Origin of the sequence: Xanthomonas sp. WHRI 8932A, from assembly GCF_035012785.1 — a bacterium.
Taxonomy (GTDB): Bacteria; Pseudomonadota; Gammaproteobacteria; order Xanthomonadales; family Xanthomonadaceae; genus Xanthomonas.
This window is the reverse complement of record NZ_JAYGQQ010000001.1, coordinates 518997-543895: the sequence shown is the minus strand read 5'-3', so window position 1 is coordinate 543895 and position 24899 is coordinate 518997. Positions and strand designations below refer to the sequence as shown.

At 63.5% G+C, this 24899-nt stretch carries 19 protein-coding genes and 1 tRNA gene; 18 read left to right on the top strand and 2 right to left on the bottom strand.

What is annotated here, in order from left to right; all coding sequences use genetic code 11:
• Positions 1-243 precede the first annotated feature (243 nt).
• The 3 genes from rplU to obgE all read left to right on the top strand — a co-directional run bounded on the left by rplU (position 244) and on the right by obgE (position 2140).
• Positions 244-564 carry a 50S ribosomal protein L21 gene (rplU, locus tag VC212_RS02375; protein ID WP_005989959.1) on the top strand — a complete coding sequence of 107 codons (321 nt, stop codon included), beginning with the start codon at positions 244-246 and terminating at the stop codon, positions 562-564.
• A gap of 12 nt (positions 565-576) precedes the next feature.
• A complete protein-coding gene (gene rpmA / locus VC212_RS02370) occupies positions 577-837 on the top strand; it encodes a 50S ribosomal protein L27 (protein ID WP_002807880.1) in 261 nt (86 codons plus the stop codon).
• A 253-nt stretch (positions 838-1090) separates the two neighbouring features.
• A complete protein-coding gene (gene obgE / locus VC212_RS02365; protein ID WP_115553270.1) occupies positions 1091-2140 on the top strand; it encodes a GTPase ObgE in 1050 nt (349 codons plus the stop codon).
• Positions 2141-2231: 91 nt separating this feature from the next.
• On the opposite strand, the gene rpsT is transcribed toward obgE, so the two are convergent.
• The gene (gene rpsT, locus VC212_RS02360; RefSeq protein WP_002807888.1) at positions 2232-2501 is read right to left on the bottom strand and encodes a 30S ribosomal protein S20; all 270 of its coding nucleotides are present in this window, start codon (positions 2499-2501) and stop codon (positions 2232-2234) included.
• 116 nt (positions 2502-2617) lie between these two features.
• Between rpsT and murJ the strand changes: the two genes are divergently transcribed.
• The 13 genes from murJ (at position 2618) to VC212_RS02295 (ending at position 19044) form a co-directional block, all read left to right on the top strand.
• Entirely contained in the window at positions 2618-4222 is a 1605-nt protein-coding gene (gene murJ, locus VC212_RS02355) for a murein biosynthesis integral membrane protein MurJ (protein WP_323514282.1), read from the top strand.
• Between the two features lie 270 nt (positions 4223-4492).
• Positions 4493-5581 carry a bifunctional riboflavin kinase/FAD synthetase gene (locus tag VC212_RS02350; RefSeq protein ID WP_323514243.1) on the top strand — a complete coding sequence of 363 codons (1089 nt, stop codon included), beginning with the start codon at positions 4493-4495 and terminating at the stop codon, positions 5579-5581.
• Between the two features lie 6 nt (positions 5582-5587).
• Entirely contained in the window at positions 5588-8419 is a 2832-nt protein-coding gene (gene ileS / locus VC212_RS02345) for an isoleucine--tRNA ligase (RefSeq protein ID WP_323514242.1), read from the top strand.
• Positions 8420-8725: 306 nt separating this feature from the next.
• Positions 8726-9244 carry a signal peptidase II gene (gene lspA / locus VC212_RS02340; protein WP_323514241.1) on the top strand — a complete coding sequence of 173 codons (519 nt, stop codon included), beginning with the start codon at positions 8726-8728 and terminating at the stop codon, positions 9242-9244.
• A gap of 65 nt (positions 9245-9309) precedes the next feature.
• Complete coding sequence (gene ispH / locus VC212_RS02335; protein ID WP_115528229.1) at positions 9310-10260, top strand: 4-hydroxy-3-methylbut-2-enyl diphosphate reductase; 951 nt, start codon at positions 9310-9312, stop codon at positions 10258-10260.
• A gap of 140 nt (positions 10261-10400) precedes the next feature.
• Positions 10401-10476: transfer RNA gene (locus tag VC212_RS02330), tRNA-Thr, on the top strand.
• 360 nt (positions 10477-10836) lie between these two features.
• A complete protein-coding gene (cyoA, locus tag VC212_RS02325) occupies positions 10837-11772 on the top strand; it encodes a ubiquinol oxidase subunit II (protein ID WP_055845531.1) in 936 nt (311 codons plus the stop codon).
• Positions 11772-13772, top strand: a complete 2001-nt coding sequence (gene cyoB / locus VC212_RS02320) for a cytochrome o ubiquinol oxidase subunit I (RefSeq protein WP_055845528.1) — start codon at positions 11772-11774, stop codon at positions 13770-13772. The genes cyoA and cyoB overlap by 1 nt, the downstream gene beginning before the upstream one ends.
• The gene (cyoC, locus tag VC212_RS02315) at positions 13769-14401 is read left to right on the top strand and encodes a cytochrome o ubiquinol oxidase subunit III (RefSeq protein ID WP_181112921.1); all 633 of its coding nucleotides are present in this window, start codon (positions 13769-13771) and stop codon (positions 14399-14401) included. The genes cyoB and cyoC overlap by 4 nt, the downstream gene beginning before the upstream one ends.
• A complete protein-coding gene (gene cyoD / locus VC212_RS02310; RefSeq protein WP_005989936.1) occupies positions 14401-14736 on the top strand; it encodes a cytochrome o ubiquinol oxidase subunit IV in 336 nt (111 codons plus the stop codon). The genes cyoC and cyoD overlap by 1 nt, the downstream gene beginning before the upstream one ends.
• Before the next feature lie 170 nt (positions 14737-14906).
• Entirely contained in the window at positions 14907-16787 is a 1881-nt protein-coding gene (locus tag VC212_RS02305; protein WP_323514240.1) for a tetratricopeptide repeat protein, read from the top strand.
• A 197-nt stretch (positions 16788-16984) separates the two neighbouring features.
• Positions 16985-18376, top strand: a complete 1392-nt coding sequence (radA, locus tag VC212_RS02300; RefSeq protein ID WP_115527328.1) for a DNA repair protein RadA — start codon at positions 16985-16987, stop codon at positions 18374-18376.
• 281 nt (positions 18377-18657) lie between these two features.
• Complete coding sequence (locus VC212_RS02295; RefSeq protein WP_055845522.1) at positions 18658-19044, top strand: DUF805 domain-containing protein; 387 nt, start codon at positions 18658-18660, stop codon at positions 19042-19044.
• 707 nt (positions 19045-19751) lie between these two features.
• Here VC212_RS02295 and VC212_RS02290 read toward each other — a convergent pair.
• Positions 19752-20537, bottom strand: coding sequence for a response regulator transcription factor (locus VC212_RS02290; RefSeq protein WP_311239486.1), 786 nt, complete (start codon positions 20535-20537; stop codon positions 19752-19754).
• 908 nt (positions 20538-21445) lie between these two features.
• Here VC212_RS02290 and VC212_RS02285 point away from each other — a divergent pair.
• Together VC212_RS02285 and VC212_RS02280 are read left to right on the top strand one after the other, a co-directional pair.
• A complete protein-coding gene (locus VC212_RS02285) occupies positions 21446-22801 on the top strand; it encodes a helix-turn-helix transcriptional regulator (protein WP_193552548.1) in 1356 nt (451 codons plus the stop codon).
• A gap of 223 nt (positions 22802-23024) precedes the next feature.
• Positions 23025-24893 carry an ATP-binding protein gene (locus VC212_RS02280; RefSeq protein WP_055846260.1) on the top strand — a complete coding sequence of 623 codons (1869 nt, stop codon included), beginning with the start codon at positions 23025-23027 and terminating at the stop codon, positions 24891-24893.
• Positions 24894-24899 lie beyond the last annotated feature (6 nt).

Sequence of the window (24899 nt, the reverse complement as noted above, 5' to 3'; positions counted from 1 at the left end):
AGCAGGAATGAGTGGCAGTCGATCAGCCTACCCGCCGACCTAGGTGAGGGCAATTGCCCCAAATGCCAGTCTGACCGGGCCGTTGTGGCGACCGGATGATGCGTTGCACCGGCCCGATTCCGGTGCGCGGCGGTTGACCTGCTTGCAGGTTGACCCGAAACCGGCTAAGCCAGTACAATCCCGCTCCTGTCTGCCCTAGGGCACGTCAGTGCGACCATAATAACTACAGAGGAAAACCTGGTCATGTACGCAGTTCTGGTAACCGGCGGTAAGCAATACCGCGTCGCGCAGGGCGAAACGCTCCGCGTGGAAAAGCTCGAAGTCGAAGCAGGCAACGAGATCAAGTTCGACACCATCCTGATGCTGGGCGATAGCGATGGCATCAAGCTGGGCGATGCGCTGAAGGGCGCTTCGGTCACCGCCAAGGTCGTGGCTCATGGCCGCGCCGACAAGGTGCGCATCATCAAGTTCCGTCGCCGCAAGCACCACATGAAGCGTCAGGGACATCGTCAGTACTACACCGAAATCGAGATCACCGGCATCGCCGGTGGCGACAAGAAGTAAGGAGAACCAGTCATGGCACATAAAAAAGGCGTAGGTTCCTCGCGCAACGGTCGCGATTCCAACCCGAAGTACCTCGGCGTGAAGATCTTTGGTGGCCAGGCCATCGACGCCGGCAACATCATCGTGCGTCAGCGCGGCACCCAGTTCCATCCGGGCGCCGGCGTCGGCCTGGGTCGTGACCACACGCTGTTTGCGCTGGTCAACGGCAAGGTCGAGTTCTCGGTCAAGGGTGCGAAGAAGCGTCGTACCGTCAGCGTGGTTGCCGAGGCGTAATCGCCCGCTCCATGCAGGCCAGTTCGTAGCCGCGCCAGCGCGGTTGCGAACGACACGGAGAGCCCCGCTTCGGCGGGGTTTTTCGTTTGACGGCTGGGAATCGGGAATGGGGAATGGGGAATCGGAAAAGCCGGCTCCTGACTCCGTTTCGCTCTCTGCTGTCGTGCCGGTGAGTGCGCTCGCTGGCAGGAGTCACGCCGCTTTTCGTTGGCCGATTCCCCACTCCCTATTCCCAATTCCCGGTTGTAAGCTCATGAAGTTAGTCGACGAAGCAGAAATCCTGGTGACCGCTGGTAACGGCGGCAATGGCTGTGTCGGCTTTCGCCGCGAGAAGTTCATTCCGCTTGGCGGGCCCGACGGTGGCGACGGTGGTGCCGGTGGCAGCGTCTGGATCGTCTCTGACGAGAACGTCAACACCCTGGTCGATTTCCGTCATGAGCGCACCTTCAAGGCGCAGCGCGGCGAGAACGGCATGGGCCGCCAGGCCTATGGCAAGGGTGGCGAGGATCGCGTCATCGTAGTGCCGGTCGGCACCATGGTCGTCAATGTGCAGACCGATGAAGTGATCGGCGACCTGACCCAGCACGGCGATCGCCTGCTGGTCGCCAAGGGCGGCAAGGGCGGCCTGGGCAACATGCATTTCAAAAGCTCGGTCAACCGTGCGCCGCGCCAGTCCACCACCGGTGAAGAGGGCGAAGAGCGCCTGCTCAAGCTGGAACTCAAGCTGCTGGCCGACGTCGGCCTGCTGGGTTTCCCGAATGCCGGCAAGAGCACGCTGATCCGCGCGGTGTCCTCGGCAACGCCGAAGGTGGCCGACTATCCGTTCACCACGCTGTATCCGAATCTGGGTGTGGTCAGCGTCGAGGCCTACCGCAGCTTTGTGATCGCCGACGTGCCGGGCCTGATCGAAGGTGCCGCCGACGGCGCCGGCCTGGGCACGCAGTTCCTGCGCCATCTGCAGCGCACGCGCCTGCTGCTGCATCTGGTGGACATTTCGCCGATGGATGGCGGTGTGGATGCGTCGCCGGTGGATCAGGTGCGCACCATTGAGCGTGAGCTGGAGCGCCACGACCCCGAGCTGCTGAAGAAGCCACGTTGGCTGGTGCTCAACAAGGCCGACCTGATGTTCGAGGACGAGGCGCGTGCCGCTGCCGAAACCATCGTGGCCGAACTGGGCTGGACCGCGCCGTGGTACCTGGTGTCCGCGCTGGGTCGCGATGGCACCTTCCCGATCATGAAGGACGTCATGGCATTTTTCGACCGCCAGCGCGAGGACGAGCTCGAGGCGCGCAATGCGGGCTGAGTGCACGGACAGGCACACAAAAAACCCGGCCGAGGCCGGGTTTTTCTGTGCTACCGGAAGCCAGGCTTCCGGTAACGTCGCAGCTGATCGCTTACGCGGCCTTGATGGCCTTGATGCGAGCGGTCAGACGGCTCTTGTGACGCGCAGCCTTGTTCTTGTGAATCAGGCCACGGGCGCTGAAACGGTCGAGGATGGGCTGAGCAACGGCGAAAGCAGCTTCGGCGCCTGCAGCATCGTTGGCGTCAAGGGCCTTGATCACCTTCTTGACGGCGGTGCGCAGCATCGAGCGCTGTCCGGTGTTGCGCTCATTGCGCACAACGGTCTGCTTGGCGCGCTTCTTGGCGGACTTGATATTGGCCACGGTGGTGGGTTCCTGAAGAATCGGTATGGTGGAAAAAGCAAGCGCGAAAGTATGATGGACCTAGATATGTACGTCAAGTCAGTTGTCAAGAGGGATGCAGCGTGAGCAAGCCTGGCATGTTGAGAGGCCTGCTCTCATTCAGCAGTATGACCATGGTGTCGCGGGTGCTGGGGCTGGTGCGCGACCAGGTCATCACCACCACTTTCGGCACCAATGCGATCACCGATGCGTTCTGGACGGCGTTCCGGGTCCCCAATTTCCTGCGTCGGCTCTTTGCCGAAGGCTCCTTCGCCACCGCCTTCGTGCCGGTGTTCACCGAGGTCAAGGAAACCCGGCCGCATGCCGATCTGCGCGAACTGATGTCGCGCGTGGCCGGTACCCTGGGAGGAGTGCTGCTGCTGGTCACCGCGCTGGCGCTGATCTTCGCGCCGCAGTTGGCCACGCTGTTCTCCAGCGGCGTGGACACCGACCCGGCCAAGCATGGCCTGCTGGTGGATCTGTTCCGTCTGACCTTCCCATTCCTGCTCTTCGTCTCGCTGACCGCGCTGGCCGGCGGGGCACTGAATAGTTTCCAGAAGTTCGCCATGCCGGCGCTGACCCCGGTGATCCTCAACCTGTGCATGATCGCCGGCGCCGTGTGGCTGGCGCCGAAGCTGGGCGGCACGCCGGAAAAGCAGATCCTCGCGCTGGGCTGGGCGGTGCTGGCGGCAGGCATGCTGCAGTTGCTGTTCCAGCTGCCTTCGCTGAAAGGCATCAACCTGCTGACCCTGCCGCGCTGGGGCTGGCAACATCCAGGCGTGCGCAAGGTGCTGACGCTGATGGTGCCGACCCTGTTCGGCTCATCGATCGCGCAGATCAACCTGCTGCTGGACACCGTCATCGCCGCCAAACTGACCGATGGTTCGCAGTCGTGGCTGTCGCTGGCCGACCGGTTCCTGGAGCTGCCGCTGGGTGTATTCGGGGTGGCGCTGGGCACGGTGATCCTGCCGGCGCTGGCGCGGCATCACGTCAAGACCGACCGCAGCGCGTTTTCCGGTGCGCTGGACTGGGGCTTCCGCACCACGTTGTTGATCTCAGTGCCGGCAATGCTCGGCTTGCTGCTGCTGGCCGAGCCGCTGGTGGCGACGTTGTTCCAGTACGGCCAGTTCACCGCCTTCGATACGCGGATGACCGCGATGTCGGTCTACGGCCTGAGCTTTGGTCTGCCGGCCTACGCCATGCTCAAGGTGGTGCTGCCGGCGTTCTACGCCCGCCAGGACACCCGCACCCCGGTGCGTGCCGGCGTGGCGGCGCTGATCGCCAACATGGTGTTCAACTTTGCGTTGCTGGCGGTGGTCTACCAGATCATGGTGCCGCCCGAACTCAAGGCGCAGGGCGTCATGCAGGCGCTGGGCAAGCAGCCGGGTCTGCACCTGGCGCTGGGCATAGCGAGCGCGCTGTCGAGTTATCTCAACCTGGGTTTGCTGTGGTACTGGCTCGGCAAGTCCGGGGTGTACCAGCGCCGGCCAGGGTGGGGCGGCTATGCAGCACGCCTGCTGCTGGCATGCGCGGCGATGGTGACGGTGCTGTTGGGCCTGCTGTGGTGGCTGCCATCGTTCACCGTGATGGAGAAGTGGGATCGCATCGGTTGGTTGGCGGTGCTGGTCGGCAGTGGCGGGCTGACCTATGTGGTCGCGCAACTGGCGTTGGGCTTGCGGCCGCGGCATCTGCGCGAGAGCTGAGTCGCAGATGTCGAACGCTTCAATGCCCGCGGGCGAGTGCCGCCGGTGTCTGCAGTCGGCAAGGGCCGCACAGCCGTGGCAGGTCTGCCGCGGTCTGCGCCGACATTGCGGCCAGGGACCGATTGCCAGCCGCCGCCTGCCTAGGCCGCGCGTGTTGGTAACGCTGCGCTCGCTCGGTGCGAGCCATGCGGCTTGACAGGCACGGCTATACTTACAGGTTATGTATCAGCGAGGGTCGGCCGCCAAGCCGGCATCTGTTTGGATCGAGGAATGAGCAGGCTGTTTAGAGACGTCGAGGGCGGGACGCTGTTCCCGCACGGAAGCGTGGTCTGCATCGGCGCCTTCGATGGCCTGCACCTGGGGCATCGGACGTTGGTGCAGCACGCCGTCGCGCGTGCGCGTGCGCTGGGCGTGCCAGCGGTAGCGTTGAGCTTCGAGCCGCTGCCGCGTGAGTTTTTCGCCCCGGCCGCGCCGCCGCCGCGCCTGACCCTGGCGCGCGCCAAGATCGAAGGCCTGTACGACTTCGGTGCCGACAGCGTTGGCCTGATCCGTTTCGACGGTCGCTTGTCGTCCATGCGTGCAGAAGATTTCGTACGCCTGGGACTGGTTGGCCGGCTGTGTGCGCGCGAAGTGTGGATCGGCCCGGAATTCCGTTTCGGTCATCGGCGTGGCGGCGATATCACTTTGCTGCGTGCGCTGGGTGAGCAGCATGGATTTGTGGCTGGCGAAATCACGCCGGTGCACCTGCATGGTGAACGGATTTCTGCCACGCGCATTCGCGAGCTGCTGGGTGCCGGCGAGTTCGTTCCTGCCGGCGAATTGCTCGGCCGCCCGTATGCCATCGGTGGGCGGGTGGTGCGCGGCAAGCAACTGGGGCGCACGCTGGGCTACCCGACTGCCAATCTGCGTTTTCCGCGCACCCCGGCGTTGTCGGGCATCTACGCGACCTGGGTACATGGCGTAGCCGAGCGGCCGTGGCCATCGGTGTCCAGCTTCGGAACGCGGCCCACCGTGGCCGGTGTGGAGCCGTTGCTGGAAGCGCACCTGTTCGATTTTCAGGGCGATTTGTACGGCCGGCATATCGAAGTCGAATTCGTCGCCAAGCTGCGCGACGAAGAAAAGTTCGATGGGCTCGATGCGCTAACCGTGCAGATGCACCGCGATGCCGAGCAGGCGCGCGCCGTGCTCAAGGCGAGCCCCTCGCGACTGCGTGCTGCCGATGAAAGCGTTGCACGCTCCGCAGGTCTTTCCATGGAGGGGCAGCACGGCGGTTCTTCGCACCGCTCTGTAGACGCAGACGCCGCCGATGCCACTCCCTCGCACCATCCCCGTCCATCACCTCATGCAGCGCAACGGTAGATTCCTGTGACCCAAGACTACAAAGCCACTCTCCATCTGCCTGCGACGGAATTTCCGATGCGCGGCGACCTGCCCAAGCGCGAGCCGGCGATGCTGGACCGCTGGGAGCGCGAGGGGCTGTATGCGCAGCTGCGCGCCAACGCGGCAGGGCGCCCGTTGTTCGTGCTGCACGACGGCCCCCCGTATGCCAATGGCCAGATCCATCTGGGCCATGCGGTCAACAAGATCCTCAAGGACATCATCGTCAAGTCGAAGTATCTGGCTGGCTTCGATGCGCCGTACATCCCCGGCTGGGACTGCCACGGCCTGCCGATCGAGATTGCGATCGAAAAGAAGTACGGCAAGGTCGGCGTCAAGCTCGACGCGGCCGAGTTCCGCCAGAAGTGCCGCGAATACGCGACCGAGCAGATCGATCTGCAGCGGCGCGACTTCAAGCGCCTGGGCGTGGTCGGCGATTGGGACAACCCGTACAAGACGCTGGATTTCCGCTTCGAAGCCAACGAAATCCGCGCGCTGGCCAAGGTGGTCGATAACGGCCATCTGACCCGCGGCGTCAAGCCGGTGCATTGGTGCTTCGATTGCGGCTCGGCACTGGCCGAGGCCGAGATCGAATACGCCGACAAGGTGTCGCCGACCGTGGATGTGGCCTATCCGGCACGCGATCCGGCGGCGGTCGCTGCTGCGTTCGGCGCCAGCCTGCCGGCAGGCACCAGCGTGGCGGTGCCGATCTGGACCACCACGCCGTGGACGTTGCCGGCATCGCTGGCGGTGAGCCTGGGCGCAGAGCTCGATTACGTGCTGGTCGAAGGCCCGGCCGATCGCGGTCAGCCGCGCTGGCTGGTGGTGGCCGAGGCCCTGGCGGCCAGGGTGCTGGCGCGCTATGGCGTGGACGACGTGACGGTGCATGGCCATGCCAAGGGCGCGGTGCTGGACCAGATGCTCCTCAATCACCCCTTCTATGCCGAGCGTGAGATCCCGCTGCTGCTGGGCGAGCACGTCTCTGCCGAGGAAGGCACCGGCGCCGTGCATACCGCCCCCGGTCATGGTCAGGAGGACTATCAGGTGTCCAAGCAGTACGGCCTGCTGGAGCGCTACAGCGCCGCGCAGATCAATCCGGTGGACGGGCGTGGCGTGTATCTGCCCTCCACGCCGCCGCTGGGCGACACCGTGCTGGCCGGTCTGCATATCTGGAAGGCCAACGACGTCATCATCGAGGCGCTGCGCGACACCGGCGTGTTGCTGGCGGCCAGCAAGATGGAGCACAGCTACCCGCATTGCTGGCGCCACAAGACGCCGATCGCGTTCCGCGCCACGCCGCAGTGGTTCATCTCGATGGAGCAGGCCAACCTGCGTGCCGATGCGCTCAAGGCCATCGAGCAGGTGACCTGGTACCCGGCGTGGGGCCAGGCGCGCATTGCCGGCATGGTCGAAGGCCGCCCGGATTGGACCATCTCGCGCCAGCGCACCTGGGGCGTGCCGATCGCCTTGTTCGTGCACCGCGAAACCGGCGAGCCGCATCCGCGCAGCACCGAACTGCTGCGTCAGGTGGCCGACCGCGTAGAGCTGGGCGGCGTGGACGTGTGGTACACGCTGGACGCGGCCGAACTGCTGGGCGATGAAGCGGCCGACTACGACAAGATCACCGACATCCTGGATGTGTGGTTCGACTCCGGCGTGACGCATGAAGCAGTGTTGGTGGACCGCGGCCTGCCCAAGCCGGCCGACCTGTATCTGGAAGGCTCCGACCAGCACCGCGGCTGGTTCCAGTCCTCGCTGCTGAGCGGCGTGGCGATGGACAAGGCGGCGCCCTACAAGCAGTGCCTCACCCATGGCTTCACCGTGGACGAGCACGGCCGCAAGATGTCCAAGTCGTCCGGTAACGGCATCGAACCGCAGGAGATCATGAAGACCCTCGGCGCGGACATCCTGCGCCTGTGGATCGCATCGGCCGATTACAGCAACGAGATGTCGCTGTCGCAGGAGATCCTCAAGCGCAACGCCGATGCGTATCGCCGCCTGCGCAATACCGCGCGCTTCCTGCTCGGCAATCTGCATGGCTTCGACCCCTTGCAGCATCTGGTGGCACTGGACGACATGGTGCTGCTGGACCGCTGGATCGTGCATCGCGCGCATGAGCTGCAGGAAAAGATCGTCGCTGCCTATGCGCGCTACGACTTCGCCGAGATCGTGCAGGCGCTGCTGAATTTCTGCAGCGTGGACCTGGGCTCGTTGTACCTGGACGTCACCAAGGACCGTCTGTACACGATGGCCGAAGACGCACGCGGTCGCCGCTCGGCGCAGAGCGCGATGTATCACGTGGCCGAAGCGTTCGTGCGCTGGGTGGCGCCGGTGCTGACCTTTACTGCCGAAGAGTTGTGGGCGTATCTGCCGGGCGAGCATGTCGGCAACGTGTTGTTCGCCACCTGGTACGACGGGCTGGCGCCGCTGCCTGCCGCTGCCGCGCTCACCAGTGCGGATGTCGACAAGTTGCTGGCCCTGCGCGAGCAGGTATCTAAGGTGCTGGAGCCGATGCGTGCCAATGGCGCCATCGGTGCGGCGCTGGAAGCGGAGATCACCGTGGCCGCCGATGCGCAGACCGCCGCGCGCTGGCAGCCGCTGGCCGAGGAGCTGCGCTTTTTGTTCATCAGTGGCGACGTCACCGTGACTGCGGCCAGTACCGACGACATCTTCGTCAGCGCGCAGCCGACCACCAAGGCCAAGTGCGTGCGCTGCTGGCACCACCAGGCCAGCGTGGGCAGCGATGCGCGTCACCCGGAACTGTGCAGCCGTTGCGTCAGCAATATCGAAGGCCCTGGCGAGGAGCGTCGCTGGTTCTGAGGAGGGGGCGTTGACCGCGCGTGGCGGAGAATGTCCGCCGCGTGTTGCCATTCCTCCGGTGTGAACCGGCTGCACGGCGTGGCGGGCTTCGCCGCCGCCGTCAGCAGCGCGCTGTCACGTTGCTGCGCTCAGCACTCACCTGCGGACGTTCGCTTGCTGAGACATGCCGCGCGCGGCAGAGCAAGGCATGGCAGGGGCGGATGGAGTCATCGCCCCTGCCATGCTTGCGTCTCATCACCATTTCTATCTGCCATCCAGGCATCTTCTCCTTCGCAGGAGAAGCAACCCCAACTGCGATCTTTCAACATGAGTCCACGCCCCAAACCCTCTGCCTTGATCTGGCTCGTGCTGTCGGCCGTCGTAATCGGCCTGGACCAGTGGAGCAAGGCCTGGGTGCTGTCCAGCCTGCCCGAGTACACCCCGGTTCCGGTCATCGACGGCTTCTGGAACTGGTACCGCACCTATAACACCGGCGCAGCCTTCAGCTTCTTGAGCGATGCCGGCGGCTGGCAGCTGTGGTTCTTCACCGCGTTGGCGGTGGGCATCAGCGGCCTGCTGGCGTTCTGGCTGTCGCGCACCGCCCGCGGCGAATGGCGCAGTGCGCTGCCCTACGCGCTGGTGATCGGGGGGGCGATCGGCAATGTGATCGACCGGCTGATGCACGGCCACGTGGTCGATTTCATTCAGTGGTACATCGGCAGCCATACCTGGCCGTCATTCAATATCGCCGACTCGGCCATCGTGGGCGGTGCCATCGGGATTGCCGTGTTCGGGCTGTTCGACAAGGGCAGTAAGCGCGAGCCGGGAATCGGGAATCGCCCCTGAAGCCCGGTTGCCGACGCGCCCCGCTTGCTCCGACCCTCTTTCTCCATTCCCGTAGAATGCTCGCCATGGATGTCCTGCTCGCCAATCCCCGTGGTTTTTGTGCCGGTGTCGACCGTGCGATCGAGATCGTCAAGCGCGCGATCGAGACGCTGGGCGCGCCGATCTATGTACGCCATGAAGTCGTGCACAACCGCTTTGTGGTCGACGACCTGAAGCAACGTGGCGCGATCTTCGTCGAAGAACTCGACGAGGTGCCCGATAACGCCACGGTGATCTTCAGCGCACACGGCGTCTCGCAGGCGGTGCGCCAGGAGGCCGAGCGCCGTGGTTTGAAGGTGTTCGACGCCACCTGCCCACTGGTGACCAAGGTGCATTTCGAGGTCGCGCGGCACTGCCGGGCCGGCCGCGATGTGGTGCTGATCGGCCATGCCGGGCATCCGGAAGTGGAAGGCACCATGGGGCAGTGGAGCCGCGAGCGCGGCCCGGGCACGATCTATCTGGTGGAAGACATCGATCAGGTCGCTACGCTGCAGATCAATCAGCCGGAAAATCTGGCGTACACCACCCAGACCACGCTGTCGGTCGACGACACCATGGGCATCATCGAGGCGCTGCGCGCACGCTACCCGGCGATGCAGGGGCCGCGGCACGACGACATCTGCTACGCCACCCAGAACCGCCAGGACGCGGTACGCGATCTGGCGCGGCAGTGCGATCTGGTGCTGGTGGTCGGCTCGCCCAATAGCTCCAATTCCAACCGGCTGAGCGAACTCGCCCGCCGTGACGGGGTGGAGTCGTACTTGATCGACAACGCCAGCGAGATCGATCCGGCCTGGATCGTCGGCAAGCAGAATATTGGCCTCACCGCCGGTGCGTCTGCGCCGCAGGTACTGGTCGATGGCGTGCTGGCCCGGTTGCGCGAGCTGGGTGCGGGTAGCGTGTCCGAACTGGAAGGTGAGCCCGAATCGATGGTGTTCGCACTGCCCAAGGAACTGCGGCTGCGTCTGGTCAGCTGACTGCGCGGCGGTGGCCAATGTTGCCCGCGGCAGAGTGAGCAGCGTTTGGGTACCGCCACGTCACTGGCGCCGGCCACGGTAGCCGCCCGCCCCTGGGGCGATTGACCAGCCCCCGGCTCCGCTCCTACAATGCACGGCTCGCCGGAATAGCTCAGTTGGTAGAGCGGCGCATTCGTAATGCGTAGGTCGTAGGTTCGATTCCTATTTCCGGCACCATCGCTTCAGCACTGGGTCGGCCCTTGGCCGGCCCAGTTGCGTTTTTGGCCTCTGTAGGCGCAATTTCACCCAGTTGTCGCATGCATTTCAGTGCGATTGCAGGCCGCAACGACGGCCATCACGGCACCCATCCTGGCTTACGCTGCGCTGCGACAACATGTCGCACGATTTTGCGCGCATTTATTGCGGCAGATCATTGCCAATGGGTTTCGTGCAGGTGCAGCAAAGACTAAAATTAGCGCGCTAACTCGTGTCTTCGGTCTGCGCGGGCCCGCCTTCAACAGGGAAGGGCATCGTCGGACATCTCCCTTGCCGGAGACGATGCGCGCGGCTGGCGTTCCTTCGCACTTGGATCGACCGATGATTCCGCTGAAACATCTCGGGCGTTTACTTCGTCCAGGTCTGATGTTGCCCTTCCTGCTGTTGGCAGGGTGCAACTCGGCCATCCTCAATCCGAAAGGCCAGATTGGCCACGACGAGAAGCAACTGCTGATCACCTCCGTGGTGCTCATGCTGATCGTGGTCATCCCGGTGATCGTGATGACGATTGCGTTCGCGTGGAAATATCGCGCATCCAACACGAAGGCGCGCTACGAGCCGGATTGGTCGCACTCCACCGCCATCGAAGTGGTGGTGTGGTCGATCCCGTGCGTGATCATCCTGGTGCTGGCGGTGCTGACCTGGCGCTCGTCGCATGCGCTGGACCCGTACCGGCCGCTGGATTCGGACGTCAAGCCGCTCAACATCGAAGCGGTGTCGCTGGACTGGAAGTGGATGTTCATCTACCCGGATCAGAACATCGCCACCGTCAACGAGATCGCGTTCCCGGTGCACACGCCGCTGAACTTCAAGATCACCTCCGATACGGTGATGAACTCGTTCTTCATTCCGCACCTGGGCACCATGATCTACGCAATGGCGGGCATGGAAACCAAGCTGCATCTGGTGGCCGACGAGCCCGGCGAATACTTCGGCCTGTCGACCAACTACAGCGGTCACGGCTTTTCGAAGATGAGCTTCAAGGCGCATGCGGTCGATCAGGCCGGCTTCGACGCGTGGGTGGCCAAGGTCAAGGCATCGCCGACGTCCTTGAATGCCGCCGAATATCAGGTGTTGGCTGCCAATCGCAACGACAAAGAACAGTATCCGGTCACCTACTACTCGTCGGTGCAGGACGGCATGTTCCGGTCGCTGGTCGACAAATACATGAATGGTCCGGGCCATAGCAAGGGCCATGGCGACCATGAGGCATCGGCTGTAGAGCCGGTCGCCATGTGCACTTCTGGAGACAAGTGATGCTAGGCAAACTTACCATCGAGGCGGTTCCGTACCACGAGCCGATCATCATGATCGCGCTGGGTGGTGCAGGCCTGCTCGGCCTGCTAATCGCGGGCGCCATCACCAAGTACAAGCTGTGGGGCTACCTGTGGAAGGAGTGGTTCACCTCGGTGGATCACAAGCGCATCGGCGTGATGTACATCATCGTGGCGCTGGTCATGTTGCTGCGCGGTTTTGCCGATGCGGCGATGATGCGTACCCAGCAGGCACTGGCGGGTAACGGTGGCGAAGGCGTGCTGCCTCCGCACCATTACGACCAGATCTTTACTGCGCATGGCGTGATCATGATCTTCTTCATGGCCATGCCGTTCATGACCGGCCTGTTGAACCTGATCGTGCCGCTGCAGATCGGTGCACGCGACGTGGCGTTTCCGTTCCTGAACTCGCTGAGCTTCTGGCTGTTCGTGGCCGGCGCAGCGTTGATCAACATTTCGCTCGGCGTCGGTGAATTCGCGCAGACCGGTTGGCTGGCGTATCCGCCGTTGTCGGGGCTGGAATACAGTCCAGGGGTCGGTGTCGACTACTACATCTGGGCGTTGCAGGTCTCCGGCTTAGGCACGTTGCTGACCGGTGTGAACTTCTTCGTGACGATCATGCGGATGCGCGCGCCGGGCATGACCCTGATGCGCATGCCGATCTTCACCTGGACCGCGTTGATCACCAACATCCTGATCATCGCTGCGTTCCCGATCCTCACCGTGGCGCTGGCGCTGCTGGGTGCCGACCGTTACCTGGGCACGCACTTCTTCACCAACGACGGTGGCGGCAACGCCATGATGTACGTCAACCTGATCTGGATCTGGGGTCACCCGGAGGTCTACATCCTGATCCTGCCGGCGTTCGGCATCTTCTCCGAGTTGATCGCCACCTATAGCCGCAAGCGCTTGTTCGGCTACACCTCGATGGTGTACGCCACCTCGTGCATCGGCGTGCTGTCGTTCGTGGTGTGGTTGCACCACTTCTTCACCATGGGCTCGGGTGCCAACGTCAATGCCTTCTTCGGCATCACGACGATGATCATCTCGATTCCGACCGGCGTGAAAATCTTCAACTGGTTGTTCACCATGTTCCGCGGTCGCGTGCACATGACCTCACCGGTGCTGTGGACCATCGGCTTCATCATCACCTTCACCATCGGCGGCATGACCGGCGTGATGTTGGCGATTCCGGCCGTGGACTTTGTGCTGCACAACAGCCTGTTCCTGATCGCGCACTTCCATAACGTGATCATCGGCGGCGTGGTGTTCGGCTACCTGGCAGGTCTGACCTACTGGTTCCCGAAGGCGTTCGGCTTCAAGCTCAACGAGAAGATCGGCAAGGCCTCGTTCTGGTGCTGGATCATCGGTTTCTTCGTGGCCTTCATGCCGTTGTACGTGCTCGGCTTCATGGGCATGACCCGTCGCATGAGCACCTACAACCATCCCGAGTGGGCGCCGTGGCTGTATGTCGCTGCGGCCGGTGCTGCGATCATCGGCATGGGTATCTTCCTGAATCTGCTGCAGATCGTTTACAGCGTGTGGAAGCGCAAGGAGCACATGGACTACACGGGCGATCCGTGGGATGGCCGTACGCTGGAGTGGGCAACCTCTTCGCCGCCGCCGTTCTACAACTTCGCCGTGCTGCCGCACATCGACGACCGCGATCAGTTCTGGGCCGACAAGCAGAATGGCAAGGGCTGGGTGCGTCCGTCCAAGTACGAGCCGATCCATATGCCGCGCAATACCGGTGCAGGCGTGTACATGGGTGCCTTCAGCGTGCTGATGGGCTTCGGTCTGATCTGGCACATCTGGTGGCTGGCCATCCTCGGCCTGGTGGGCATGATCGGTAGCTTCATCGTGCGCACCTTCGACGACGACATCGATTACTGGGTGCCGGCCGATGAAGTGGAGCGCATCGAAAACGCGCGCTTCGCCCTGCTCGAACAGCAACAGGCGGCGCAGGCCGCGAAGGTGGTATGACCATGGCTTCCTCGACCACGCTTGACCACGCCGCCCACGCGGGCGGCCACGATCACGACCACGAGCATCACGACGGCGGTGGCAACACCGTCTTCGGGTTCTGGGTCTATCTGATGAGCGACTGCCTGCTGTTTGCCGGTCTGTTCGCCACCTATGCGGTGCTCTCCGGCGCCACGGTGGACGGGCCGACCGCCAAGGAGCTGTTCGATCTGAAGTTCGTGCTGGTGGAAACCTTCCTGCTGTTGTTCAGCAGCTTGAGCTTCGGCTTTGCGATGATTTCTGCGCACAAGCGCAGCATGACCGGCCTGTATGGCTGGCTGGGCGTGACCGCGCTGCTGGGTATCGGCTTTCTGTGCATGGAAGTCTGGGAGTTCAATCACCTGATCCATGAAGGTGCCGGCCCGGGGCGCAGCGCGTTCCTGTCCGCCTTCTTCACCCTGGTCGGGACCCACGGTTTGCACGTGGCGTCGGGCCTGTTGTGGATGGCAGTGCTGGTGATCCAGATCTCCAAGAACGGCCTGACTGCGCGCAACAGTACGCGTCTGGCCTGCCTGAGCCTGTTCTGGCACTTCCTGGACATCATCTGGATCGGTGTGTTCACCGTCGTCTATCTGCTGGGAGCGCTGTAATGGCCAATCACCACCACACCGAGACCGCGGCCGATGCGCATGCCGGCGGTTTGAAGTCCTATCTGATCGGCTTCGTCATGGCCGTCATCCTCACCGTCATCCCGTTTGCGATGGTGATGAGCGGGGCGTTCTCCAAGGGCGTCACCATCGTCGTGATCTCGGTCATGGCCGCGGTGCAGATGCTGGTGCACATGGTGTACTTCCTGCATATGGATCGCACACCCGAGCAGCGCTCCAACGTGCAGGTGGGCCTGTTCTCGCTGCTGATCATCGGCATCGTGATCGTCGGTTCGCTGTGGGTGCTGCACAACATGAACGTCAACATGATGCATTGAGACGGCGCCACGCCGGATCGCGTCATGCTGTTATGAAGAAGGCCGCCAGCGATTGGCGGCTTTTTTTTGCGCATGAATTTGCCTGCGGCATGACCAATGGCATACGGGGAAGCCGTGGTGGGCGCTTAGCATCGTGGGCTTGCCTGTTTCAGGTCACCCGCGGAGTTGCGATGAAGATGCCCACCCTGTTGTCCGTGTCGTTGCTGGCAGCACTGTCGTTGCCCGCTGCCGCGCAAACCGCGCCGCCGCAGGACGTGCCGTTCGACGGCACCTTGAAGATCGACGTCGATGCCACCGACCTGGCGCACCGCATCTTCAAGGTCAAGACCACCATGCCGGCAAAGCCGGGCCCGATGACGCTGCTGTATCCGCAGTGGATTCCCGGCAACCACTCGCCCACCGGTCCGATCGACAAGCTGGCCGGTCTGGTGATCAAGGTCGATGGCAAGGTGGTGCCATGGACTCGCGACCAATTCGACGTCTATGCGTTCAAGGTGGACGTACCGCAGGGCGCCACCGAGCTGGTGGCCGAGTTCAAGTTCCTCTCGCCGCAGGCCCCCAACCAGGGCCGGGTGATGATGACCCCGGAGATGCTCAACCTGCAGTGGAACACTACGGCGCTGTATCCGGCCGGCGTTTTCGCACGCAACATCAAGGCGCAGGCCAGCGTGACGCTGCCAGCTGGCTGGAGCTATGCCACGGCGCTGGAAACCGAGCGCCGCGTCGGCGACACGGTGACCTTCAAGCCGATCGATTTCGATGATCTGGTCGATTCGCCGATGTTCGCCGGCAAGTACTACAAGCGCGTGGAGCTAAGCGCCGGCAAGCAGCCGGTCTACCTCAACGTGTTCGCCGACGAAGCCAAGTCGCTGGACGCCAAGCCCGAGCAGATCAAGGCGCATGCCTCACTAGTGCAGCAGATGGACAAGCTGTACGGCGCGCGGCATTTCGATCATTACGAATTCCTGCTGGCGCTGACCAAGAGGTTGGGCGGCATCGGCCTGGAGCATCACCGCTCCAGCGAAAACAGCGGCGTGCCCACTTACTTCACCGAGTGGGACAAGAGCTGGACCGGACGCGACCTGCTCGCACACGAGTTCAACCATTCCTGGAACGGCAAGTACCGCCGCGGCGCCGATCTGGCCACGCCCAACTTCAACGTGCCAATGGGCGACAGCCTGCTGTGGCTGTACGAGGGCCAGACCCAGTTCTGGGGCGAAGTGATGTCCGCACGTTCGGGCCTGTGGACGCAGGATCAGGCGCGCGAGATGCTGGCCGGCGTGGCGGCGAGCTATGAGCGCGGCCGCCCCGGCATGGCCTGGCGTACGGTGCAGGACACCACCAACGACCCGACCATGTCGATGCGCCGTCCCAAGGCATACCGCAGCTATCAGATGGCCGAAGACTATTATTCCGGCGGCCAGATGATGTGGCTGGAAGTGGACAGCAAACTGCGCGCGCTGACCAACAACAAGCGCTCCATCGACGATTTCGGCAAGGCGTTCTTCGGCATGAAGAACGGCGATTGGGACGTCAATCCGTACACCTTCGACGACATCGTCGCCACCCTCAACGGCGTGGCCGCCTACGACTGGGCGAGCCTGTTGCGCAGTCGCATGGACGGGCATGGTTCGTTGAACGGCGGCATCGAAGCCAACGGCTGGAAGCTGGTCTACAACGAGGAGCCGAATCTGGCTACCAAGGCCGACGAGAGCGACGACAAGGACGCCAGCCTGACCTATTCGCTTGGACTGTCTTTGAAGGCCTCAGGCGATATCAGCGATGTGCTGTGGGACGGCCCGGCCTTCAACGCCGGCTTGATCGCCGGCAACACGATCGTGGCGGTCAACGGCCGCGCCTTCAGCAGTGAGGTGATCAAGGACGCGATCAAGGCGGCCAAGGGCACCACCGCGCCGATCGAGTTGCTGGTCAAGCGCGGCGATCGTTACGACACCGTGCGCATCGATTACCACGGTGGTCTGCTGTATCCGCATCTGGAACGCATCGCCGGCACGCCTGACCGTTTGAGTGAGTTGTACAAGGCCAGGTAAGTGCATGGCTGATGTGTGCGCGTAGGCGCATGTCGACAACGCAGCCGCAGGGACGACGGACGTCGATCCTGCGGCTTTTTTGTGCTGCAGAATCAGAACTTCCCGATCGCAGGTCGGCCGCGCGCTGCGGCGCCGTCGCGCATGCTGAGACCGTCAGCCACTATCCTGTCGCATCAACGACAACAGGCAAGACGACGATGGCGAAGGCGAAGACGGCCTATGTCTGCGGCGAGTGCGGCGCCGAGTACTCCAAATGGCAGGGGCAATGCACCGAATGCGGTGTGTGGAATACGCTCAGCGAAATCGTGCTGGAAAGTGCCACCCCTGGCGGCAAGGCCTCGCCTGCGGCGTCGCGTCGCAGTGGTTGGGCCGGCAAGACCGAGGCACCCAAGATCACTGCGCTCAAGGATGTGCAGCAGTCCGAACAAGCGCGCGTGTCCACCGGCATCGGCGAGTTCGATCGCGTGCTGGGCGGTGGCCTGGTCGAAGGTGCGGTGGTGCTGATCGGCGGCGACCCGGGGATCGGCAAGTCGACGCTGCTGTTGCAGGCGCTGGCCAGCATGGCCTCAACGCTGCCAGTGCTGTACGTCACCGGCGAGGAATCGCTGGCGCAGGTAGCCGGGCGAGCGGTGCGGCTGGATCTGCCGCTGGAAGGCTTGAACGCCCTGGCCGAAACCGGCATCGAAAACATCCTGCAGCACGCCAGCGTGGCGCGGCCGAAACTGATCGTGGCCGACTCGGTACAGACCTTGTGGACCGAATCGTTGACCGCAGCACCTGGGTCGGTCAGCCAGGTGCGCGAGAGCGCGGCGCGGCTGGTGCGCTATGCCAAGGAGACCGGTACGGCCGTGTTCCTGGTCGGGCACGTGACCAAGGAAGGCGGCATCGCCGGCCCGCGCGTGCTTGAGCACATGGTCGATGCGGTGCTCTATTTCGAAGGCGAAAGCGGCAGCCGGTTCCGCCTGCTGCGCGCGTTCAAGAACCGCTTCGGCGCAGTCAACGAGCTGGGCGTGTTCGCGATGGGCGAGAAGGGCCTCAAGGAGGTCTCCAACCCGTCGGCGATCTTTCTGTCTGGCGGCAGTACCCAGCAGCCCGGCAGTTGCGTCATGGTGACCCGCGAAGGCACCCGGCCGCTGATGGTGGAGGTGCAGGCGCTGGTGGATGCCTCGCCGCTGTCCAATCCACGCCGGGTGGCGGTGGGATTGGAGCAGAACCGGCTTGCAATGTTGTTGGCGGTGCTGCATCGGCATGGCGGCATCGTGGTGGGCGACCAGGACGTGTTCGTCAACGTGGTCGGCGGCATTCGCGTGCAGGAGACCGCGGCCGATCTGCCGGTGTTGCTGGCGGTGCTGTCCTCGCTGCGCGACCGGCCGTTGTCCGAGAAGACGATTGCCTTTGGCGAAGTCGGGTTGTCCGGCGAGATCCGTCCGGTGCCCAATGGCGAGGACCGTCTGAAGGAAGCCGCCACCCATGGCTTCAAGCGCGCAATCGTGCCGCGTGCCAACGCACCGAAGACGGCCAGCATCAAGGGGATGGAGATCATCGCGGTGGAGCGGCTGAGTCAGGCGCTGGAGGCCGCGGCCGACTGAGGTGTGCGACTGCGACTGCGCCGGGGGGCAGGGACGGGGCAGACTGTCCGGCCAAGCGCGGGGTTCGCGCAGTGGGCGCTGCCAGCAGGCAGCGTCAAACATTGCCATCGCCTGACGCTCCCCAGCGGAGCCGGCGACCGTCCGTCGGCTGGCGCCCGGCAATTTGCATGTGGGCGTGAAGAAAACGTTTTCACCAGAGTACGGCTATGGCACCATGCGCGGCCCGTTGCACTGTGCACCGGATCACAAACACTGCTGACTGCTCGTACTGGAGAACCACGATGGAATGGATGTTGTTGCCGCTCAAGCGTTACGCCGACTTCGAAGGTCGTTCGCGTCGCAAGGAATACTGGATGTTCATGCTGCTGCAGGTGATCGTTCTGGTCGTGCTGGGCATCATGTTTGGTATCGCAGCGGCGGTGATGGGGGGCGAGAACGGCCCCGGTCCGCTGGCATGGGTGGTCGGCGCCATCATGGCAATCTTCGTGCTGGCGCTGATCGTGCCCAGCATTGCAGTGACCGTGCGCCGTCTGCATGACCAGGGCAAGTCGGGTTGGTTCTACCTGATCAGCTTCGTCCCCTACGTCGGCGGCTTTGTCGTGCTCGTGTTCATGTGTCTGGACGGTACCCCGGGCCCGAACCAGTACGGCGAGAGCCCGAAGCAGTAATCGCTTTGCACAAAGTGGATTGAGCGATGGCGCAGGAATTCCTGCGCCATCGTCGTTTATGCGGCTTGGAGCGACCAGGCAAGCGTCGCGAGCGGTGCTCAGGTCAGTTCGCTTGGACGGCGCGAAGAAGTCGCAATGTCGCGTGGTACCTGCCGATCTCTAGCACGGGCTGCGCTGCCGCGTTGATCGCATGGCGTACCGAGCACGCCATCGCCGGGCGCAATCACGGCGACGCGCTGTGGCCGCATCGAGCCGGTTGCCGCCCGATGGTTGTGCAGTCGTTCTGTCAGCTGCCCTTTGGCGTCTGCACTGGGCTAGCTGCTCCAGCGGAGCGGCCCTAAGCGCAATCGGTTGTACCTCGGCCAATGCAGGTGCTTATTGCGCATGCAACCGGGCGAACTGCATTCCACAAGAGGACAAGGCAGCAAGCCTGCAAAGCGCCTCACTTGGCTGATTTCCAGCGTGGGGTAGCGCATGAGCAGCGCAGCGGCCTGCAGTCTATCTGCGCCGATGGAACCCTGTCGGTTCCTGTTTAAGTCAGCCTAAATAGTTCGAAAATGAAGTTAATCGGATAACTCAAGTGCGCTGAAAATCGCAACTAAGACCGCATGACGCCGTCGCTAGTGAATGCACGTCGCTACCGTCGCTATCCGCAATGCTGTTACTTCGATACGTGCATCGGTCTGGCCTGATTCCGAGAGCAGCGTTCAGCAGGCGGCGGCGTGATGTCCGGTACTCGAACCCACGCTTTTGCCAAGCATTGGCGGGTCCCTGTCCTGCAGCGCGAGCTCAAGCTTGTAGCCATGCGAATACACGGTTCTGATGCGGACCACTCCACTGTGGTTGCACAGCTGCAATTTCTTGCGCAGCTTGTAGATGTGTTGCTCCATCGTGCGATCGGTGAACTCGGTGTGGCTACCCCAGACCGCCTTGGCGAGCTGGCAGCGGCGGAAACAGACGCCGGGGCTGGAAAACAGCATCCAGGCAATCGAGAACTCGCGCGCGGTGAGCACGATCGGCTTGCCGTGCAGATAGACGGTGTTTTCTTCGCGTATCAGCTGATACGGGCCGACGGTGAGGTGCTGCGATTCCTGGCAGGTCTGGGGTGCAGGGGTAATCGCCAATGCCGCGCGCACCTGGAGTTCGCACGAATTGAATGGGAGCGCTAACACTTCTTGTGCGCCGGCTTGGTACCAGGCCAGGATGTCGTCAGGGCAGTCGAAACGTCCCAGCACGATCAGCGGCGTGGGATGACCGCTGTGGCAGCGCTGCCAGGCCAGGACCGAGCTATCGTCCGAGGCGACGCAGGTCGCATCGAAAATCAGCAGTTCGCAGGGCGAATGCCGCAAGGAGCGCAACAGCTCCAGCTCATCGGAAAACACTGCAAATTGCGGCCCCAGCGGGGCAAGGCTCGCGTTGACCTGCGATGCCAGACGCGCGTCCTGCGTCAACAGGAAAGCCGATCCATGCTTGCCGGGAGGATTACCGTGCATCAGCCAGCCTTCCCATGACGGCACACGTACCAGTCGTGCGTGCGGTGCCGATCACGGGCCGCAGGCGTCGCCACAAAATCCACAGAGAGAGATAAGTGCATTGCCATACCATCCGGCTGCGAAGGGGGGGGGGGGGAGGGTCTGACCGAGGTCGGACGAATGGTATGTACCATTCCAGCGGCAGAAAGTTTCACTGCTACGCACTTTTCTTCGGGTTTGGGTCGGTGCGCTTTAGCTTGCGCTCATCTATACGCAACGCAGCTCTTACATATTGGGTATGTATAAGCCGATGCATGCATATCCACGCGCCGTGTCTGGACATGTTTGTCCGGATGGGCAGTAGAAAATTGGTTTGGAAAGGTCTAGACCAAGGTATTGCGATTACGGCGAAGCCGCCGCGCTTAGGGAATAGGTTCAGCTGGGCAGGTAACACGAAAGTTACTTTTGTTATGAGCGGGACGTGCCCGCAGCGGCGTGACTACGGTGCGCCTGTCGCGCATGCCGAAATCGACTCAAACACCCCAGAATCCGCATCGAGACCGTGCGTTGGCAGACGTTGCAGGACGGCGCTGCGCTGTCCGGGCGCAGCGCGACGTCCGTACGTGTTCGGATGGTGGGAAATGTCCTGCGCTAGACAATGCGCACGCTCTGCAGAAAAGAATGCCGCATATGCAAAACGCACGGCAGAAGCGTTGGAAGACAGAGTGAGGTTTTTTGATTTTTGCGGTGCTTGCAGGTGGGAAATTCCATTGGATCCGCTGCATACAATCGTTTGCGCCAGTGAGAGCTGCGCATTGTTTGTTTTTGCTCGTCCCCCCAAGAGAGAGCCCGGCATGATCCTTTCAACCTACTTCGCAGCGATTTCTGCGTTGTCTTACGCAGATCGTCTTCCTACCTATACAAGCAGGATGCTGGTTGGTGCCTGGCCGCAAGGTCTGCAACATCTTCAACAACGCCGCGATGGCCAGGGAACACCCGATGGCCCCGACGATGAGGTCAGCCTGCTGGGCGCCAGCGGCGATGCCCTATTGATTCTCGAATACCAGGAAGAAGCCGAAGATGCATACCGCCATGCGCTGAAGGCAATGCGCGGCCAACAGCGGCAGCTGCGGCTGCTCTCGTGCCGCAATACCGCCTGGTTGATGCTGAGCCAGCGTCGTCTGAGTGCGGCGTTGAACTGCTTCGCGCAGCTTGCGATGGACCGCGATACGCCGGCCTGCCTATGCGGCGAAGGTCTGCTTGGCAAGGCGCTGACCCACTTTCACCTCGGCCAGAGCACGTTGGCCCTGCAGACGCTGGAGCGTGCGCGCGAGTCGCTGTCCGAGCTGGAAACCGGTGCCTCGGACTGGTTGCGCATTGCCACCGCGCTGCGCCTGGACATGATTGCGCAGCTGCGCATCCGTCGCGCCGACCGCATGAGCGACCACGTGTTCTGGCAGGCCACGCTGCGCCAGGAAGACGCCGCGCATGCCTTCGAGCCCAGCGAACTGCGCGCCTGTATCGCCGATCTGGCCGAGAGCATGCCGGTGCTGGCGCAGCGGATGCGCCACGTGCGCAACCTGCTGCGGATCGCTGGCGGCGACACCTTTGGGTTCGACGCGCAGATCGATGCGCTGCCGGCTGCGGCAACCGGTTGCCCGCCCTGCGCGCGGCAGGATGCGCAGGTGGAGCTGGCATTGGCTGCACTGGCGGTAGGCCGCGCCGATCTGGCCGAGCGTGCCCTAGCCGGGGCCGGCCGGCATCATGCGCCGCGCTGGAATCTGGAGTTCGAGTACTGCCAGGCCAAGATCAGCCAGGCGCTGGGCCGTACCGAACAGGCCTTGCTGCTGTACAACCGCTACGCGCTGGGTGCGGTGCAATGCCTGCGCAGCGAAGTGCAGGCACCGCGTCTGCTGGAAAGCGGCACCCCGGCGCACGTCAGCGACGATATCTCCGCGCGCCTGCCGGCCAAGTACCGCCGTGCCTACGGCTACATGATCACCAATGCCCACCGCTCGGACCTGTCGATCAATGAAGTGGCCGCGCAGATCGGTGTGACCGGGCGTGCCTTGCAGCAGGCGTTCAAGTCGGCCACCGGGCTGTCGCCGACCCAGGTGCTGCGGCGTTATCGCATGCAGAGCATCCGCGACGAGCTGCTGGCCGAAGGCGGCTGCGGCAGCGTGTTGCAGGCGGCCAGCCGCTGGGGCGTTGGCAGTCGTTCAGCGCTGGCCAAAGGCTATCGCCAGCACTTCAATGAAGCGCCGATGGAAACCCTGCAACGTTAGCCGACAGCGCCACGGCCCGGCATGTACGCCGGGCCGTGGCGCGTCGTTTCCGACGACTGGATACGGGCTGGTCGCGGGACGTATGCAGCTGTACGCACGCTGGCGCAGAAGCCGAAGTGAGACGTGCGTCCAGGATGGCTTGCGGCTATCCTTGCCGGCTCGCACTGCCACTCAGGAGGCGCGTCCGAGGACGGGCGTGGCCGCCAAGGAAACGACGACGATCATGCAAGATCATATCTCCGAGGCGACGGACGCCTCACAGATCCGCCGCGCCGGCGTCGATCTCAATGGACTGATGTCCGTTCTCAGCAAGCATCTGTATTCCACGCCGGTGGTCGCGCTGCGCGAGCTGGTGCAGAACGCGCACGACTCAATCCTGCGGCGCCGCCTGGAACAGCCCGATTGGCAAGGCGAAGCGCGCATCCATGTGCATGCCGATCCGGCGCAGGGCATCGTGCGCATTACCGATACCGGGGCCGGGCTCACCCAGCAGGAAATTCACGATTATCTGGCCACCGTAGGCGTGGGTTACACCCGCGGGCTGCGCCAGGGAGGCCACGAAGATAGCGGCCTGATCGGGATGTTCGGGCTGGGTTTCTTGTCGGCCTTCGTACTGGCGCGGCGCGTCACCGTGCGCACCACCTCGTACCAGAGCCCGACGCTGGGGCATTGCTATATCTCCAGCAATGCCGAGCAGTACACGGTCAGCCCGATCCCGGCGCGCGCGCAGGTGGGCACCGAGGTGGTGCTGGAATTGCACGACCAGTATCTGTCGTTGGCGCAGGACGCGCGCCTGCACGAGATTCTGTCGCGCTACTGCGCCTTGTTGCGCGAGCCGATCTGGGTCGGTGCCGATGCGCAGCCGATCAATCCGGAGCCGCCGCCGTGGCGCATGGACGACGCAGTGCCGCTGCATCCGGTGCAGGCATGGCGCCGGCAACGCGAGTTTGCGGCGCGCTTCGAACGCAATTTCGAACCGCTGTGCTGCATGCCGGTGCGTGCGGCCGACGGCAGCGATGCGGTCGGCCTGTTATGGGTGCAGGACGGGGCCACCTACGGCACCAGCGACAACCGCAATCTGTCGGTGTTCTTGCGCGGCATGTTGCTGGACGACAATGCGCGCGAATTGCTGCCGCCGTGGGCCGGTTTCATCGGCGGAGTGATCGAATCCAACCGGTTGACGCCGACCGCGAGCCGCGAGGATCTGCAGCGCGATACGGTCTATAGCTCGGTGCAGCACGCCTTGTCCGAAGCCCTGGTGCAGGGCCTGGCGGAGGTGGCGCGGCAACAGCCCGAAGCCTGGCGTCGCATTCTGTTGCGGCATAACGAGGCCTTGTTGGGTGCGGCGCTGTGCGATGAGCGTCTGTTCGACTTGCTGCTGGAACATGTGCGCGTGCCGACCTCGCAAGGCGATCTGCCGGCCCAGCAGCTACCGGCGCGTGGCGCGGTGCATGTGATCCTGGACAGCGACAGCGGTTTCGAAGAAATGTTGTTCCGCGCGATGGGCGTGCCGGTGGCGTATGGAAACCGCTACGCGGTAGTGCCGTTTTTGCGTCGGTGGGCGCAGGCGAAGGGCGTGCGCCTGGTCGAGCTGGGCACCGAGCATGGCAACCGCCAATTGTTCCATCTCGATACGTTGCCGGCCGACGAACTGGCGTGGCTGGAACAGCATCTGGGCGATGGCGAAGCGCTGGTGCCGGCGCGCTTCAGCCCCGAAGAGCTGCCGTTGGTGGTGGTGCCCGACCGCGAGGCGGAACTCAAACGCCGGCTGGAGCAGGACGAAAACGACAAGCGGGTGTCCACTGCAGCGCTGCGCCTGGCGCGGCAGTTCACTGCGCGGATCGAAGCGCGCCAGACTCAGCGGTTGTATCTCAATCTCGACAATCCCGCGCTGCAGGCATTGCTGGCCGCACAACGTGCCGGCAACCCGCAGGCCGCGGTCGCCGCGCGCTTGCTGCGCTCGCTCAAGGTGATTGTCTCTGCGCAAGGGCGCGCGCAGCCGCAGGCGGGTGGCGCGGAGTCGGGCGGTTCGGATCTCAACAAGGCCTTCGGCGATCTTGCCGAGGCCGTGACCCAATTGCTGGCGCGCTGAGCGCCG